This window comes from uncultured Campylobacter sp., from assembly GCF_938045595.1.
Classification (GTDB): domain Bacteria; phylum Campylobacterota; class Campylobacteria; order Campylobacterales; family Campylobacteraceae; genus Campylobacter_B.
The window spans coordinates 1-16,976 of record NZ_CALIBB010000012.1; the positions used below are offsets into that span (position 1 = coordinate 1).

Consider the following 16,976-nt stretch of genomic DNA (forward strand, 5'->3'; position numbering starts at 1 on the left):
GGCGTATATTCGGCAAAATTTCCAAAAATTTGTAAAATTTTAAGAGCCAGTGCGCCGCGAAATTGAGCGAGCTTTAAAACAGATTGCGGATTATAGGCATAAAACATCGATTCTATCACGACCTCATCGATCTTATGAGCGCTAAAAATTTGATCGATCGCCTCGCTCATCTGCGTCATTTGAAATTGCACGTTTTCGGCCTTCATTTTCACAAGTCCCGCCTCGATAAGAACGATTTTATTCACATCTTTTTCCAAAATCGCATAGCCTAAATTTCTAGTTCCGGGATCGATTCCTAAAATTTTCATAACCCTCTTTCACGCTTATTCACGGCTTAATCACAAGTGAATAAACTTAAATTTACCGCAAATTTAGCGAAATTTAGCTAAAATCTTAATCTAATTTGTAAGGGAATTTTATGGCGACGTCGCAAGCACAAGAAATTTTATCGAATTTGGAGAAGGAAATTTTACCTACCGAATACTCTAGATACATCAAAAATTTGAAATTTAACGATAAAAACTCGACACCGGAATTTTTCATCTACAACGCAACTAACGAGTTTATTGCTAAATACGCGCAGACAAAATACGGCACGAAGATAAAAGAGCTTATCAAAAAACAGTTCGGGCTCAACGACGTGATCGTCAAAATCACCTCAAAGGCTAAAATTTCGCCGAAAGAAAAGGTAAAAATCATCTCTGAAAAGCCTAAAAGCACCATTTTAAGCGAAAATTACAACTTCGAAAATTTTATCATCGGCGATTCGAATAAGTTTGCCTTCGAGTGTTCGGTATCCGTCGCAAAAGAGCCCGGAATTCGCTTTAATCCGCTCTTTATCTACGGACCTAGCGGACTTGGCAAAACCCACCTACTTCAATCAATCGGAAATTACTGCATTAAAAAGGGAAAGACAGTCATCTGCGTCACTAGCGAGCAGTTTGCCAATGATTTTGTCTTTAATCTAAAAAACAATTCAATCGATAAATTTAAACAAAAATACCGCAACTGCGACGTTTTACTCATCGACGATATTCAGTTTTTAATCGGGCGCGATAAGGCTCAGGAGGAACTTTTTTATACCTTTAACGAGCTAAAAGACAAAAACTGCCAAATCGTCCTTACCAACGATCTGCCGCCGAAATTCTTAAAAGGCTTTGAAAGTCGCCTCACAACGCGATTTGAAAGCGGCATAATAGCAAACATAACCCCGCCGGATCTAGAAACTAAAATCGCTATTATCAATAAAAAGAGCGAAGAAAACCGCGTTAGAATTCCACACGATGTCGTAGAATATATCGCCGCAAATATGGGCGATAATATCCGCGAAATCGAAGGCGCAATAAACAAACTAAACGCCTACTCCTCAATACTTCGCACAAAGATCACGCTGGAATTTACCAAAAGTACGCTTCAAGATCAGATCCATCAAAAATATTCAAGCGTGAGCCTTGAACACGTCATAGAGGTGATTTCAAAAGAACTGAACGTAAAACCTAGCGAGCTAAAGAGCAAAACGCGAGCTAAAAACGTCGTCGAAGCGCGCCAAATTTGCATATATCTAACCAAACAGTTAACTCAAAACTCAATGCCAAAAATCGCCGCATTTTTTAATCTAAAAGATCACAGCGCCATCAGCAAAAATATCAAAAAAATCAACGAACTCATTCAAACCGATGAGATGTTAAAAATAAAGATCGAAGAACTAAAAAACAAAATAACCAAAAAGGATAAGAATGAAATTTAGACTTTATGAAAATAAAGCAAAAAAGGTGAATGAAAGTGAATAAAACAAAGCTACTTACTCACTGGATAAACTACCTAAAGACAAGCTTTAGGATAAGTTTTTCACAAAAACCTCTTACCAACTATTACAACAATAAAAATTTAAAAGGATAAAAATATGAAAGTGTTAATCACTAAAAAACTTTTAGAAGAGATAGTTTCAAATACTAGCTCCTATCTTGATAAAAAAGATCTAAGCTCGATAACTTCGCATCTTTTAATGAGTGCAAAAGATGGAATTTTTAGTATAAAAGCTACCGATCACGAAATCGGACTAAGCTATAATCTTCAAAATGTCTCAATAGAAACGGAAGGCGAAGCCACGGCAAACGGCGGTAAGCTTCTTAGCGTCATAAAAGGTCTAAGCGACGATAACGTTACTTTAGAAACCGTAAATGGAGCGCTATTTGTAAAGCAAAAAAAATCAAAGTACAAGCTTCCTATGTTTGAAACGAGGGATTTTCCAAACTTTCCTGCGGTAGAAGGCAAAAACAGCTTTGACGTAAATGCTGGAATTTTAGGCAGAAGCCTTAAAAAAATATATCCGTCGATCGACACCAACAATCCAAAATATGAGCTAAACGGAGCCTTAATCGACGTAAAAGAGGGCTTTATAAATTTAGTCGGAACCGATACGAAGCGACTTAGCGTTTATAAGCTGATTACTCAATCAAAAGCTGGCGAGCTAGATACTAAAATTTTAATCCCTAAAAAGGCGATAGGCGAAATTCAAAAGCTATTTTCGGACAAAATTAAAATTTACTACGACGAAAACGTGCTGCTAGCGGTGAGCGAGAATTTTGAATTTTTTACGAAGCTCATCAACGGTAAATTTCCAAACTACGAGCGCGTTATCCCAAGCGATACGGCGTATAAAATTTCAATCCCACGCGATAAGATGGTAAGCGGAGTGCGAGCGATAAACGCGATGTGCGAGGAGATGAAGGTTACCATTAAAAAGGACGGAATGATTTTTGAGAGCATCAACGAGGATAATTCCGAGGCAAAGACCGAAATTGAAGCGACGATCGAGATAAACGGCGAGATAGTTTTTGGCGTGAAAAACCGCTTTCTGCTTGATTTTTTAAGTAATATTGAGAGTGAAATTTTTGAGCTTGATTTTAACAGCTCCGATACGGCGTTCGTGCTTAGCGCGGATGGCTTAAAAACGGTCGTCATGCCGATAAATAATATTTAAAGGAAAATTATGAAGCAAAATTACGGCGCTAGTAATATTAAAGTTTTAAAAGGTCTTGAGGCTGTTAGAAAGCGCCCCGGAATGTATATCGGAGACACCAATATCGGCGGACTTCATCATATGATTTATGAGGTTGTAGATAATTCGATCGACGAGGCGATGGCAGGTTACTGTGACATAATCGATGTCGAGATCACTAGCGAAGGAAGCTGTATCGTTAGCGATAACGGTCGTGGGATTCCCGTCGATATACATCCGACTGAAAAAATTCCTGCCGCGACGGTGGTTCTTACGGTGCTTCACGCAGGCGGTAAATTTGACAAAGACACTTATAAAGTTTCCGGCGGTCTGCACGGCGTTGGCGTTAGCGTTGTAAATGCACTCTCAAAAAAGCTAGTTGCTACGATCAAACGCGACGGAAATATTTATAGACAAGAATTTGCCAAAGGAATTCCTACTACCGAGCTTGAAAAGATAAAAACTACTAATCGCACGGGCACTACGATCGAGTTTTGGCCCGACGGCGAAATTTTTGAAATTTTAGAGTTTGATGATGAAATTTTATCAAAAAGATTTCGCGAGCTAGCGTATCTAAATCCAAAAATTACGATAAATTTTAAAGATAATCGCACGGGCAGGGACGAGCACTTTCACTTTGAAGGTGGCTTGGAAAGCTTCGTAAACGATATGAATAAAGCGCCTGCCATATCCAAAGCCGTATCGTTTAGTGATAGCGCGGATGATGTTATGGTTGATTTTGCGCTGATGTATAACGAAACGTATAACGAAAATTTATTAAGCTTCGTAAATAATATCAAAACTCCGGACGGCGGTACTCACGAGGCGGGTTTTAGAGCGGGTCTTACGCGCGCGATAACAAATTATGTAGCGGCAAATGCGGCTGCGCGTGAAAAAGACACGAAGATCACCGGCGACGACGTTCGCGAGGGACTTATCGCGGTAATTAGCGTAAAGGTTCCCGAACCGCAGTTTGAGGGACAGACTAAGGGAAAATTAGGTTCCAGCTACGTTAAGCCGATCGTGCAAAAGATGGCGTTTGAGGTGCTTAGCAAGTATTTTGAAGAAAATCCGATCGAAGCGCGCGCCATTATGAATAAGGCTCTTTTGGCCGCGCGCGGTCGCGAAGCGGCAAAAAAAGCGCGCGATCTAACTCGCAAAAAAGACAATATAAATTCCGTCGGCACCCTTCCGGGAAAGTTAGCCGATTGTCAAAGTAAGGATGCAAGCATCAGCGAAATTTATCTAGTCGAGGGTGATAGTGCGGGCGGTTCGGCGAAGCAGGGAAGAGACCGCGTGTTTCAAGCGATCCTGCCGCTTAGAGGTAAAATTTTAAACGTAGAAAAGGCGCGGCTGGATAGAATTTTACAATCTGAAGAGATTAAAAATATGATTACGGCCTTTGGTTGCGGTATCGGCGAGGAATTTAACGAAGAAAAGCTCCGCTATCACAAAATCATCATTATGACCGATGCGGACGTTGACGGCAGCCACATTCAGACGCTGCTTCTAACCTTTTTCTTTAGATTTTTGCGCCCTGTTGTCGAAAACGGCTATGTTTATCTGGCACAGCCGCCGCTTTTTAGGTATAAAAAGGGCAAAAAAGAAATTTATCTAAAAGACGAAAAGGCGCTTAGCGAGTTTTTGATCGAAACGGGCATTGATATGGGCGAGTTTGAAGGTATCGGCAACGAGGATCTGATCGATTATCTAAAAATAGTCTCAAACTACCGCTCGCTTCTAAATGAGCTCAAAAAGCGCTTCAGCGTGCTTAGCGCGATCAGATTTTTGATAGAAAACGACGAAGCGCGTAGCCTTGGTTATGAAGAGCTATTTAAAATTTTAAAACCGCGTCTTGAGAGTGAAGGATTTAATATCTTAAATTCCTACGTAAATGATGAAGGGATTAGAATTTACGTCCAGACACCGAGCGGCCTAGAACAGCTCGTGATAGATGAAAATTTATTCGGCAATTATATCTTTGAAGAGGCGATTAAAATTTATTCAAAGATCAAAGATCGGGATGTAAGCTTTGGCAAAGATTTTATTGAAATTTTAGACGAAATCGAAAAAAGCTCGAAAAAAGGCGCTTATATTCAGCGTTACAAAGGTCTTGGAGAGATGAATCCGGAGCAGCTTTGGGAAACCACTATGAGCCCTGAAAATCGAAGGCTTTTAAAAATCAGCATTACAGACGCACAAAGTGCGAGCGATACTTTTAATCTCTTCATGGGCGACGAGGTTGAACCGCGTAGGAACTACATTCAAGATCATGCTAAAGACGTTAAACACTTGGATATATAATGTCTGTTCTATTTAGTGAGACCAAAGAGCGCGAAAACCGCTTCATAACAGCACTTAAAATTTCGGTGCCGTTTACCTGCGTTTTGATTGTTTTCGGAATTATTTTATTCCGAAATGGTGAGTTCAAATTTGACGATGTAATTTTATTTTTGATACTTTTGATCTGCTATGTTTATTATGTCATCTATCAAATTTATTTCGGCTTTCAAAAAACGCTGATCGATCCCGTTACTCACGTATTCGTGCGAGAGGAGATCGAGAAAATTTTAAGTAATGATCTAGCTAAAAATCGTCAAATAAATATCGTTCTTTTGCGAATTAAAAATATCATCGACATAAACGATCGATATGGCTATAAAAACGGCGATGAAATTTTATACGAGTATTGTAAGGAACTTTCAAATTTTATGGCGGAGCAGGGTTTTAAGGACCTTCCGATCGGGCGCTTTATAAACGGCTACTTTGTATTCGGCGTAGAATCAAAAGCTACAAATTTAAGTCATATTTTGCGAATGTTCGAGCATAAAATTTCAAGTCAAACGATTAAAAATGTAGAGATAAAAAGCGAATTTACAATGCTTCCAAGTTCATATGATCGAAATCTAAATAATATCGTAAATGCGCTGTTTTATAAGATAAATCACCTAGACGACGAAGAACACGGCGAGAAGGCGATCGATGTCGAGAAGGTATTAATAGACGTATTTTCCGCCGACGTTATGGAAGCGATCGATAGTGAAAATTTCAGCTTCAAATATCAGCGCGTTGCAGATAAAAACGGCGTAAAATCGCATATAAATTTGATCCCGAAGCTTGATCTAAGAAGTGGCGAAAAGATCACAAAAAGTAGAATTTTAGATATTTTGCTTCTAAATCATTATGACATCAAATACGATATTTCGATGATGAGGCAGATTTCTAGGATCATCTATTTTAAAGATATTGACGCTAAAATTTTTATCGAGGTCATGCCTCAGACCCTGCGAAATAACGAGTTTCGTAATGAAATTTTAAAGCTAATAGATAATAATCTGATCGATCCGAAAAAGATTGTGTTTGAGTTTAACGAAAAGCTTATCTATTCGGAGATCAAACGCTTTGACGAAATTTTGATTAAATTCCGCGAACTTGGATTTAGCTTCGCGCTGTCGCAGTTTGGCGGCTCAAACGCTAGCTTTGAATATTTAAAATTTCTAAACGTCGATTTTATCGTTTATGATATAGAATTTAACAAAAATTTAGACGATGAAAAGATTAAAAATATATTTATAGGCATCAACGAAGCCTGCGCTAAATCGGGTATTAAAACCGTAATGCGTTTCGTTGACAAAGAGGAATTTCAAATGCAGCTTTATAAAATGGGTATCGATTATATTCAAGGATTTTGCGTCGAAAAGCCGAATGATATATCTAATTTAAGGAGATCATAGTGAGATACGGCGAAGAGGAGATAAAAAATTTTGACATTGAAAATTTAGAAGTTTGGCCCAATAAACAGGAGCGTGATTATCTAATAAAAATCACCCTGCCCGAGTTTTGCTGCCGCTGCCCGCGCTCTGGATATCCGGATTTTGCGACGATCTATTTGGAATATATCCCCGATAAACTCGTAGTGGAGCTAAAAGCGATTAAAATTTACATAAATTCCTTTATGAACCGCTACATCAGCCACGAGGATAGCATAAATGAAATTTATGGCGCGCTTCAAAGCAAACTAAAGCCTAAATTTATGAAAATCAGGGGCGATTTTAATCCGCGCGGCAACGTCCACACGGTAATCGAAATAAACTCGGATCAAATTTACCGATGATAAGCTCAAATTTAGTCGAACAAATTTTTAAATCCGCAAGCATTAGCCGCTGGAACGATTACCCAAAGATGGTGAGTTTAGTCGAGCTCGACAAGCAGGCGCATAAATTTATCATCGCTTATTTTATCGCTAGCTTTGAGCGCGACGTGGATATCAACTACGTGATAGAAGCGGGGATTTTCGAGTTTTTAGCGCGCATCGTCGTAACCGACATCCGCCCGGACGTCTTTCATCAGATACAAAAAACCAAGAAAAAAAAGATCAATGAATGGGTTTTAAGCGTCCTAGAAAGCGATCTTTTGCCTATTCAAAACGGCGCGTTTTTTGAGCGATTTAAAAAATATCTAAATTCCAAAGATCATAAGAAAGAAGCCGTGATCTTAAAGGCGGCAAGCTACCTCTCTACGCGATGGGAATTTAACATCGTATATCAAACGAGCCAGTTTTTAAACGATATCGAGGAGCTAAAAGCCAAGGTCGAGGAGGAGCTCGAGGATTATTACGAGCTAATCGGTGTGCGAAAGATCGTGATGAATAAGAAACTTGCCCGCATAGTTGATCTTAGCGGCAGACTTCGTTTTCAAAAGCGCTGGGCGCAGACACCGCGCATCCCTGAGACATCGGTGCTAGGACACATGCTGGTAGTCGCGATTTTAAGCTACTTTTTCTCGCTTGAAGTGGGTGCGTGCCGCTCGCGCACGGCGTATAATTTTTTCTGCGCGCTATTTCACGATCTGCCAGAAAGTCTTACTCGCGACATCATTAGCCCCGTAAAATACGGCGTCAAGGGCCTTAGCGACATCATCAGCGAATATGAGATGCGGCTAATAGACGATAAAATTTTACCTTTCGTACCCGAGCATATGAGAGATGATTTTAGCTATATTTTGGGTATCCGCAAAGAGGGCGGTAAATTTATAAAAGACGAGTTTGAAAACCGCACCTTCGAGCTAGGCAAGGAGCCTAAATTTGCAGAAGGTAGCCTAAAGATGTTTAATGAAGATAAATTTCGCGCAATCGACGGCAAGGCGCTTAAGTATTGCGATAAGCTAGCGGCATTTTTTGAGGCGGGGATTTCGATTAGCTACGGCGTGAAAAGCAAGGAGCTGCTTAGCGGGTATAATTCGATGTTAGAGTTTTTCAAATCAAAGCCAAAAATTGAAGGCGTCGATTTTCAGAGTGTTTGCGAGGATTTCAAAGAGCATTTCGGACTTAATAGGATCGATTTATAAAACCCCTTCCCAGATGGCTGCGGCACATGCGAGATCTAAGTGCTCTGCTGTATTCCTACCCTGAAGCGGTGCCTAAAAAAAGCATTGCACAGGTCTAAGAAAGGGCAAATGGGATTATATGGAAATGTTTCTTAAAGTAAGGTTATAAATGAATTTCAAAAATCATCTTTTATCCGTATTTCGCGAGGTTTTTATCCCTCATCATCGCTCTATTGAGTTCAGAGCCAAAATTTTTGCCGCTATGCTACTTGCCAAAAAGAAGCAGACCGACGAGGATTACGATACGATCAAAGATATAGCTGGCGAAATTTATCCGGGTGACGAGCAGCGCATCGGCGTGTTGGTCTCCATCGTAAAAGAATATATTTTAAAGGCAAAGACCTATAAAAACTTAAATTTAGACTCGCTTCTAAAAGAGATCGACAGAGATATCAAAAATAACAAAAAATATATCAAAAAGATCGATTTTTCGCATCTGCGCCGTCTGATCGGAGATGATGACGAGGATGCGCTGATCCAACAGCGCGTTTATGAGTTTTTTGTCTGCGAAGTCAAAGAGTACTCGTAAATTTTTATCTTAAGAATTTTTTTAGTATAATCGTCAGCCTTTAAAATAGCAAACGGAGAGAAATTTGGAAAATATCAGAAATATCGCGGTTATCGCGCACGTTGATCACGGCAAGACCACTATCGTAGACGAGCTTTTAAAACAATCCGGCACCTTTGGTAATCACCAAGAAGTCGGCGAGCGCGTGATGGATAGCAACGACATAGAGCGCGAGCGCGGTATTACGATACTATCCAAAAACACCGCTATCCACTACGGCGGCGTTAAAATTAACATTATCGATACTCCGGGCCACGCCGATTTCGGCGGCGAGGTCGAGCGCGTGTTAAAAATGGTAGACGGCGTACTTTTGCTCGTCGACGCGCAAGAAGGCGTCATGCCGCAGACAAAATTTGTCGTGAAAAAGGCGCTATCTTTGGGGCTCAGACCTATCGTAGTCGTAAATAAAATCGATAAGCCCGCAGCCGATCCGGACCGCGTGGTAAATGAAATTTTCGATCTTTTCGTAGCGCTTGATGCAAACGACGAGCAGCTGGAGTTTCCAGTTATCTATGCCGCGGCTAAAAACGGCTATGCAAAATACGATTTAAGCGATGAGAGCACCGACATGAAGCCGCTTTTTGAGACGATTATCTCTCACGTTCCGACCCCTAGCGGTAGTGACGATAATCCTTTGCAGCTGCAGGTTTTTACGCTCGATTACGACAACTACGTCGGTAAGATCGGCATCGCTAGGATTTTCAACGGCACGATAAACAAAAATCAAAGCGTTATGTTAGCCAAAGCCGATGGCACGCATATCAACGGCAGAATTTCAAAACTCATCGGCTTTAACGGGCTTGAGCGCGCCGACATCGACGCGGCAGGCACGGGCGACATCGTAGCGATCGCTGGCTTTGACGCGCTTGACGTAGGCGATAGTATCGTCGATCCCAATAATCCGATTCCGCTTGATGCGCTACATATCGAAGAGCCCACCCTTAGCGTAATTTTCAGCGTAAATGACGGACCGCTGGCGGGCACGGAGGGCAAATTCGTAACCTCAAATAAGATCGACGAGCGCTTGGAAGCGGAGATGAAAACCAACATCGCGATGCGCTATGAAAACGCGGGCGAGGGTAAATTTAAAGTAAGCGGTCGCGGCGAGCTGCAGATCACGATTTTGGCCGAGAATATGCGCCGCGAGGGCTTTGAGTTTTGCCTCGGGCGCCCGGAAGTTATCATCAAAGAGATTGACGGCATCAAATGTGAGCCTTTCGAGCACTTAGTCATCGACGCGCCCGATGATTGCACCGGCACCGTCATCGAAAAGCTCGGTCGCAAAAAGGCCGAGATGAAGGTGATGAACCCTACCGGCGACGGGCAGACGCGTATGGAGTTTGAGATCCCGGCGCGCGGTCTTATCGGCTTTCGCTCGCAGTTTTTGACCGATACTCGCGGCGAAGGCGTAATGAACCATAGCTTTTTGGAATTCCGCCCTTTCATCGGCGCGGTCGAGAAGCGACAAAACGGCGCGCTCGTGAGCATGGAAAACGGAGTGGCGCTAGGATACAGTCTGTGGAACCTGCAAGATCGCGGCGTGCTTTTTATCGCTCCGCAGGCAAAGGTCTATCTAGGCATGATCATCGGCGAGCACAGCCGTCCGAACGATCTGGACGTTAATCCGATCAAGGGTAAAAATTTAACCAACGTCCGCGCCAGCGGTAGCGACGATGCGATCAAACTCGTGCCGCCGCGAGCATTAAATTTAGAGCGCGCGCTGGAGTGGATCGAGGAGGATGAGCTTGTGGAGGTTACGCCCGTAAATATCCGCGTGCGTAAGCGATACTTAGACCCTACGACGCGCAGACGAATGGCGAAAAAATAGAATTTCAAAATGAAATTTTAAAATTCGGCGTGAAATTTAGCTTTAAATTTCACACCTTTTTTATAGGCAAATTTTAAAATTTACGCTTCTGAAATTTTGCTAGGAGAGGCAATGAATCTTGTTTTATTCGACTTTGACGGCACGATCACGCGAGATGATTCACTGCTTGAGTTCGTCGCCTACGTAGTCGGATTTAAGAAATTTTTTCGCGGGATTTTGGTGCTATCGCCCATTTTAGCGGCGTATAAGCTAGGCCTTGCGAGCAATAATTTTACGCGCAGAAAGCTTCTAGGCTACTTTTTTGCGGGCATGAGCGCCGATAAATTCGATAAAATTTGCAAAAAATACTCCACCACCCACATCGAAGATATCCTAAAACAAAGCGCGATGGACAAGATCGCAAGCTACAAAGCCGCGGGCGATAAAATCGTCATCGTCACCGCCTCGCTCGAAGACTGGCTGCGTCCGTGGTGCGATGCGCAGGGCTTAGAGCTTTTAGGCACTAAAATACGGCGCAAAGGCGGCATCATCACGGGCGAGATCGAGGGGCAGAACTGCTACGGCGCGCAAAAGGTCGCTCGCGTGCGCGCAGCATATGACGTGAGCGCGTTTGATCGCGTCATCGCTTACGGCGACAGCAGAGGCGATCGCGAGATGCTCGAGTTTGCCGATGAGGCGCACTACAAGGCGTTTGAGTAAAATTTAACGCTGAAAGCTAATAGTATCTGCGGCGACTGCGCTTTTGCTGAGAGCTAGATTTCTCCTCACGCAGAATTTTATCCTTTTAAATTTATCGCGCTTATCTGCGGAATTCTATACCGCACGATAAATTTTATATTTTATCACAGCGCAAAAGCCATGAGTTACGAAATTGTGTTGCAGCACGGGATTTTAAAATTCTTGGTGCAGATAAAATTCTAAAATTCCGTCGTGCATAAAATTTTAAAATTTTATCGTAGCGTGGAATTTCGTTCCGAATAGAATAGATATTTTGAAACCGAGCGTAAGATAAAATTTAAAATTTTACGGAATTTATTGGTTGCCAAAATTTCAAAATTTGCAGATTTCAGAATTCCACTCGCCGTGTGCGAAGCGGAATTTTAAAATTTCAAAATTCCGCGCCTTAGAATTCTAAGGTCTAAAGCATATTATAAATTCCGTCTAGCAGGAAGTATTTTTTATCCGCAGTGCCGCGATAAAACGGCTCGAAAGTGTCCTCATAAGCCTTTTTGAAAAAGCCCTCTTTGCTTAGCTTGATTAGATCGGCATTGATGAAATCAAGCAGGCTTTGATTGCCTTTTTGCACGCCGACGCCTAAGAATTCCGCCGCGCCTAGGTTTTTAAACGGCACTTCGAGCGTATCGTCCACGACGGCATAGGCTAGGACGATGATGTTGTCGTTGGCGTAGCCGTCGGCTCTGCCGTCCTTCATCATCGCATAGCACTCGGAGGTATTTTTGCAGTAAACTAAATTACTAAATTTCTCTTTGCGTAGATAGCGCTCGGTCATCGAGCCGTTGGGATTTTTTTCGATTGAAATTCTCATATCACGAACCTGTGCGAAGTCCTTCACTTGATCCTCTTTACGCGTTACAATGCCAAAATTTACCGATAGATACGGAAGTGAGAAATCCACCTGCTTCTTACGCTCTTGCGTAATCATAAAGGTGCCGATAACCATATCGACCTTGTTATTTTTCAAAAACGGGATTCTCTCGCCTGCGGTGACGGCTACGAACTGCACTTCGCCCTTTTTATCGCCGAAAATGTCTTTGGCGATTGAGCTAGCAAGCTCGATTTCAAAGCCCTCAAACTTGCCGTTATTAGACTCGCTTAGCGGCGGACGACCTTCGCGCACGCCTACTCTGATAACCCCTGCCTGCCTGATTTCATCTAGTGTATTTGCAAAAATGCTAGCGCAAAATAAGGCTAAAATAAAAAGTAATCTCATAAAAAGCCCCCTACTTTTTAGTTTTGAAATAATTATAGCACTATATATTTTAGAGAAAATAAATGCAAGCGGTTTAAAATTTAATTACCGCGCGTATGTAGGTTTGAAATTTAGGGGCGAAGTGGGGATTTAAAATTTAGCGAATTTGAAAAATTTTAAATCCCAAGATTTATTCGTTATGCAAACTGCCTTCGATAAATTTTATATTTTAATTCCTAGCTCGCTTTTATAGCAAGTCATAAATTCCATCTAAAAGGAAGTATTTTTTATCCGCCGTACCGCGGTAAAAAGGCTCGAAAGTGTCCTGATAAGCCTTTTTGAAAAAGCCCTCTTTGCTTAGTTTTACAAGCTCTGCGTTGATGAAATCAAGTAGCTCCTTATTTCCTTTTTGCACGCCAATACCGATGAAATCGGGCTTACCGAAGTTTTGAAACGGTACTTCGAGCGTATCGTCCACGACGGCGTAGGCTAGCACCGTGATATTTAGATTGACGTATCCGTCGGCTTTGCCGTCACGGATCATCGCGTAGCATTCGCTTGTGTTTTTGCAGTAGCTTACGTTGCTAAATTTCTCTTTTTTGAGGTAATTATCTACGGTCGTGCCCTCTTCGGTTATGAGCCTCATATCGCGCAAACGCGATATATCTTTGATGGCGTCCGCTTTGCGAGTTAGTACGCCGAGATTGGTCGAAAAATACGGCATCGAGAAGTCTACATGATTTTTGCGCGCCGAATCGATTACGAAGGTAGCTGCAACTATATCGACTTTATTATTGACTAGATACGAGACGCGATCGGCGGCGCTTAGAGAGACGAACTGCACTTCGCCTTGTTTGGCACCGAAAATCGCCTTTGCGATCGCATTGGCAAGCTCGATCTCAAAGCCTTCAAATTTACCACCGCTAATCTCGCTAAAAGGCGGTCTGCCGTCTCTGACGCCTACTCTAATGACGCCGCTATTTCTGATCTCTTGCAGCGTGTTTGCAAAAAGCCCCGCACAAAGCAAGATCAAAGTAAAAAGTAGTTTCATTTGCCGCTCCTTTGTTTAGGTTATTTACGGCTAATTCTAGCGAAATTAAAATCAAAAGGTGCTTTTTTAGGCTAAATTTATTTGCCGTTTGCTTTTTATGAAATTTCAAGACGCCGTTAAATTTAGCCTTAGATTTGATATAATCGCGCAAAATTTAAGCGAGGGCAATATGAAAAATTTTATCTTTTTGTGGCTTTTACTTGCGGGCTGCGCTTTCGGTGCCGCTAAAGAGGATGCGGCGACTTCTACTACGCAGCAGGTGGCGTCAAATTTGCCGCAGCCAAATTTTGAGGTCGTATATGACGATAACGCCAGCGACGAGCAGATCGATGCGGGCTTGGATGCGCTTTTAGAATTCGCGGCGCAAAACAGGGGCAGGATCGACGAGGATTTCGGGGAGTTTAAAGATAGAATTTTCACCGCTTTTATTTTTAATCCGAAGGTACTGCGAAATTCAAAATTCGACTTCGAGCGGATAGAAAAAATCCTTAAATTTAAACTAAATCTCAATTACGGCGGAGACGGCGGTTATTTCTCGCCGCTAAAGCTCGCGATCTTTTTCGGCTCGAAATTTAGCAGCGAGATAGCGAAGCTTTACCATTTTGATAAAGCCGATGCGATGCGGCTTTTAGAGCTTTTGGTGCGAAACGGCGCGGACGTCAAGGCTAGCGGGCTGCTGCGAGATGCCGCGGCAAACGATAATTTCGAGGCATTTAAGTTTTTGATCGCAAACGGCGCGCGAGATACGAAAGACGTGGTCGGCTCGGTTGCGGGCAGCGAATTAATATTTTTAAGCGACAATAACGTTTCCATTCTCGGATATAAAGAGGCGCTGCCGCTTGCTGCGAGGGAGTTTGCCGCGGGCACCAAATTTAAAGAATTCCGCGATGGGAGATTATGCTATTTGGACGAAATTTTAAAATTCCAAAGCTTTGCAAGCATCGATAAAAAGGAGATCGAAACGCTTATCAAAGTAGCTGTGGTGCTGGATGACGAGATGACGGCGGAGTTTTTGCTCTCTCGCGGCCTTTGCAAGCAGAAGGGGCTTTGCGAGTTTCTAAAAGTGCAGGCAAAAACTTACGACGCTGCAAAAATTTCTAAAATTTTAAGCCGCAAAGAGAAGTAAATTTTAAAATTTGAGCAGCTACGGCGTGGCAAGCGGATAAAATCGCTATTATAATTGCGCCAGTCGCAGCCGCCCTACTTTGTCATTTAACGCGAGCGAAAAAGCAAAATTTGTTCCGCCTAACCTACTCTCCTCCGCTTATCAAACAGCTCGCTATTAAGTTCATTCGAGATAAATTTTAATGTATTTGCCAGACAGCGCGGCGGCGAAGGTAAATTTTAAAATTTAATCAATATAAAGGACAAATTTAAGTGCCATTGTTATATAATTTATCTTATTTTTAAAAAGGAGTTTGAGATGACTTTTATAGAGTCTGTTCGCACTTGTCTCAAAGAGAATTATTGCAATTTTGAGGGGCGTGCACCACGTTCAGAGTACTGGTGGTTTGCATTATTTGCGGCACTTTTAGGAATCGTAACGTTAGTATTGGATGGCTTTTTAGGCACCTATGCCGTTACGAGTTCCGGTAGAATGATCGGTTTCATTAACTCAATCTTTTTATTGGCAATACTTTTACCTTCTATCGCCGTAGCGGTAAGGCGCCTGCACGATACCGATAGAAGCGGCTGGTTTTATCTGTTAATTTTTGTCCCGATAATAGGTTCGATCGTATTGATCGTATTTTTTATCCAGCAAGGCACTAACGGAGGCAACCGCTTTGGAGACGATTCGTTGCGACCTGCAAGCAGAGGCTCTATTTTTTAATCCATAGCTTTGCAGCACATACATAAGCTTCGCAAATAAGCTAAATTTAGGGCTAATCCCATTTTGGGTTTAGCCCTTTGTCTTATGAGGCGGTTCCGCTTAAAATAATCCTTTTCGTCTAAATTTAGACCGCGGCGCAGATCCAAACTATAAAATTTTAATCCTATTGCCCTTTAATTTCACGATCTTTTTGTCATTTACTAGCTTCGTAATCGCCGAGGAGACGTTTTGGCGAGGCGCTCCAAGTAGGCTTGCCAGCGTCATTATATTAAAGGGAAGCTCCACGATCTTATCTGCGTTTGCGATGCGATTTAAAAAATTTAAAATCCGCGTCTGGATTTTTGCAAAGACGATCTCTTTGATCAAAATCCGCTGTGAGTAGATATTTTTGATAAGCGCGTTTATGATCGAGCTTGCAAACTCGTCTCCAAGCAGCTCGAAAAGCTCCGAGATATTGATCTGCAGCGTCTCGCAGTCGCTTAAAATTTCAAGGCTCGTGTTTTTATCCAAGCAGACGTAGGCGCCGCTTTTTACGAAGCTAAAGATAAATTCCTTGCCGTTTTCGTAGCAGTTTAGCTTCGCCCTGCCGCGCAGCAGAATGATAAATTTAAACTTCTGCGCGTAGATCACGTCGCCGTGAGCGTAGCTTTCGCGCCTAAATTTAGCAATCCGCTCCTTACTTAAAAAGTCGAATTTCTCGCTGTAATCGTTATTTAGTCTATCTATCATAGTAGCTCTTTGCGTAAAATTTCACGTAAATTTTACATAAAAAGGATAAATTCGTCGCAATCGCGACAAATTTAAATTTATCTTTGATTTATAATTCGCGTTAAAGACAACCTAGAAAGGATACTTTATGAGGAAAATTTTTATCTCATTTATCTGTGCGTGTTCGCTTTTCGGCGGCGAGGTGATCTCTAAAACCGCTACGATCTCGCAAGACGGCAAAGCAATCGGCGAGGTTCAAATTTTAACGCCGATCGAGGTAATATCCAGCGATGGCGGCGTTGCCAAGATTAAAATTAAAGGCGTCGTGAGCGAAAACTATCAGCTTCAAATCCAAAAAAATATGAAAGAAGCTGAAATTTACGCGATTTTTACGAACGAAGCCGAAGCGAATTTTAAAAAGGGCAAAAAGCTCGAGGACGATTACGGCGAGATCTGGTATGAGGCGGAGGGGGTTTACGAGGTCGGCTCGGATGCCGTAGCCAAGGACGCTAAGGCTCTTTATGCGGAGGCAAAGACGAACTACGAGCAGATCTGCTCGGCGTGTCACCGCCTGCATGAGCCAAAGAGCTTCACGGCAAATCAGTGGCCTGCAAATTTACAAGAGATGATCAATGCAAACTACGTAGCGCTCGAGGGCGACGATTTAAATTTGA

The 16,976-nt window shown here is 42.3% G+C and carries 16 protein-coding genes and 1 other RNA gene; 12 read left to right on the top strand and 5 right to left on the bottom strand.

Annotated elements, in window-relative coordinates:
- Nucleotides 1–308 (bottom strand): crossover junction endodeoxyribonuclease RuvC (ruvC, locus tag Q0340_RS00305; protein ID WP_298081687.1); only part of this gene is annotated, 308 nt, incomplete at its 3' end.
- 110 nt (nt 309–418) lie between these two features.
- Between ruvC and dnaA the strand changes: the two genes are divergently transcribed.
- The 6 genes from dnaA (at nt 419) to Q0340_RS00335 (ending at nt 8,347) form a co-directional block, all read left to right on the top strand.
- On the top strand, nt 419–1,747 hold the full coding sequence (gene dnaA, locus Q0340_RS00310; RefSeq protein WP_297997255.1) for a chromosomal replication initiator protein DnaA: 1,329 nt from the start codon (nt 419–421) through the stop codon (nt 1,745–1,747).
- 156 nt (nt 1,748–1,903) lie between these two features.
- Nucleotides 1,904–2,983, top strand: a complete 1,080-nt coding sequence (gene dnaN, locus Q0340_RS00315) for a DNA polymerase III subunit beta (RefSeq protein ID WP_298081688.1) — start codon at nt 1,904–1,906, stop codon at nt 2,981–2,983.
- Nucleotides 2,984–2,992: 9 nt separating this feature from the next.
- Nucleotides 2,993–5,305, top strand: coding sequence for a DNA topoisomerase (ATP-hydrolyzing) subunit B (gene gyrB, locus Q0340_RS00320; protein ID WP_298081689.1), 2,313 nt, complete (start codon nt 2,993–2,995; stop codon nt 5,303–5,305).
- Nucleotides 5,305–6,735, top strand: a complete 1,431-nt coding sequence (locus tag Q0340_RS00325) for an EAL domain-containing protein (RefSeq protein ID WP_298081690.1) — start codon at nt 5,305–5,307, stop codon at nt 6,733–6,735. The genes gyrB and Q0340_RS00325 overlap by 1 nt, the downstream gene beginning before the upstream one ends.
- Nucleotides 6,735–7,115: a preQ(1) synthase gene (gene queF, locus Q0340_RS00330; protein WP_298081691.1), complete on the top strand. Its 381-nt coding sequence runs from the start codon at nt 6,735–6,737 to the stop codon at nt 7,113–7,115. The genes Q0340_RS00325 and queF overlap by 1 nt, the downstream gene beginning before the upstream one ends.
- Complete coding sequence (locus tag Q0340_RS00335; RefSeq protein ID WP_298081692.1) at nt 7,112–8,347, top strand: HD domain-containing protein; 1,236 nt, start codon at nt 7,112–7,114, stop codon at nt 8,345–8,347. Before queF ends, Q0340_RS00335 begins: the two co-directional genes overlap by 4 nt.
- Before the next feature lie 3 nt (nt 8,348–8,350).
- Here the strand turns inward: Q0340_RS00335 and ffs are convergent.
- An RNA gene (gene ffs, locus Q0340_RS00340) (signal recognition particle sRNA small type) lies at nt 8,351–8,448 on the bottom strand.
- 47 nt (nt 8,449–8,495) lie between these two features.
- Between ffs and Q0340_RS00345 the strand changes: the two genes are divergently transcribed.
- The 3 genes from Q0340_RS00345 to Q0340_RS00355 all read left to right on the top strand — a co-directional run bounded on the left by Q0340_RS00345 (nt 8,496) and on the right by Q0340_RS00355 (nt 11,481).
- The gene (locus tag Q0340_RS00345; RefSeq protein WP_298081693.1) at nt 8,496–8,915 is read left to right on the top strand and encodes a hypothetical protein; all 420 of its coding nucleotides are present in this window, start codon (nt 8,496–8,498) and stop codon (nt 8,913–8,915) included.
- Nucleotides 8,916–8,979: 64 nt separating this feature from the next.
- The gene (typA, locus tag Q0340_RS00350; protein ID WP_297881489.1) at nt 8,980–10,782 is read left to right on the top strand and encodes a translational GTPase TypA; all 1,803 of its coding nucleotides are present in this window, start codon (nt 8,980–8,982) and stop codon (nt 10,780–10,782) included.
- 111 nt (nt 10,783–10,893) lie between these two features.
- Nucleotides 10,894–11,481, top strand: coding sequence for an HAD-IB family hydrolase (locus Q0340_RS00355; RefSeq protein WP_297881678.1), 588 nt, complete (start codon nt 10,894–10,896; stop codon nt 11,479–11,481).
- Nucleotides 11,482–11,920: 439 nt separating this feature from the next.
- On the opposite strand, the gene Q0340_RS00360 is transcribed toward Q0340_RS00355, so the two are convergent.
- Nucleotides 11,921–12,733 carry a transporter substrate-binding domain-containing protein gene (locus tag Q0340_RS00360; RefSeq protein ID WP_297987633.1) on the bottom strand — a complete coding sequence of 271 codons (813 nt, stop codon included), beginning with the start codon at nt 12,731–12,733 and terminating at the stop codon, nt 11,921–11,923.
- 226 nt (nt 12,734–12,959) lie between these two features.
- On the bottom strand, nt 12,960–13,763 hold the full coding sequence (locus Q0340_RS00365) for a transporter substrate-binding domain-containing protein (RefSeq protein ID WP_291938864.1): 804 nt from the start codon (nt 13,761–13,763) through the stop codon (nt 12,960–12,962).
- Between the two features lie 97 nt (nt 13,764–13,860).
- Here Q0340_RS00365 and Q0340_RS00370 point away from each other — a divergent pair, with 97 nt between their 5' ends.
- Both Q0340_RS00370 and Q0340_RS00375 read left to right on the top strand, forming a co-directional pair.
- Nucleotides 13,861–14,889 carry a hypothetical protein gene (locus tag Q0340_RS00370; RefSeq protein ID WP_298081694.1) on the top strand — a complete coding sequence of 343 codons (1,029 nt, stop codon included), beginning with the start codon at nt 13,861–13,863 and terminating at the stop codon, nt 14,887–14,889.
- A 297-nt stretch (nt 14,890–15,186) separates the two neighbouring features.
- Nucleotides 15,187–15,594 carry a DUF805 domain-containing protein gene (locus Q0340_RS00375; protein ID WP_297881674.1) on the top strand — a complete coding sequence of 136 codons (408 nt, stop codon included), beginning with the start codon at nt 15,187–15,189 and terminating at the stop codon, nt 15,592–15,594.
- A gap of 147 nt (nt 15,595–15,741) precedes the next feature.
- Here Q0340_RS00375 and Q0340_RS00380 read toward each other — a convergent pair whose 3' ends face one another.
- Nucleotides 15,742–16,323 (bottom strand): Crp/Fnr family transcriptional regulator, encoded by a 582-nt coding sequence (locus tag Q0340_RS00380; protein ID WP_298081695.1) that lies wholly within the window; start codon nt 16,321–16,323, stop codon nt 15,742–15,744.
- Nucleotides 16,324–16,450: 127 nt separating this feature from the next.
- Here Q0340_RS00380 and Q0340_RS00385 point away from each other — a divergent pair.
- The coding region (locus Q0340_RS00385; RefSeq protein WP_298081696.1) for a hypothetical protein at nt 16,451–16,976 on the top strand (526 nt) is incomplete at its 3' end.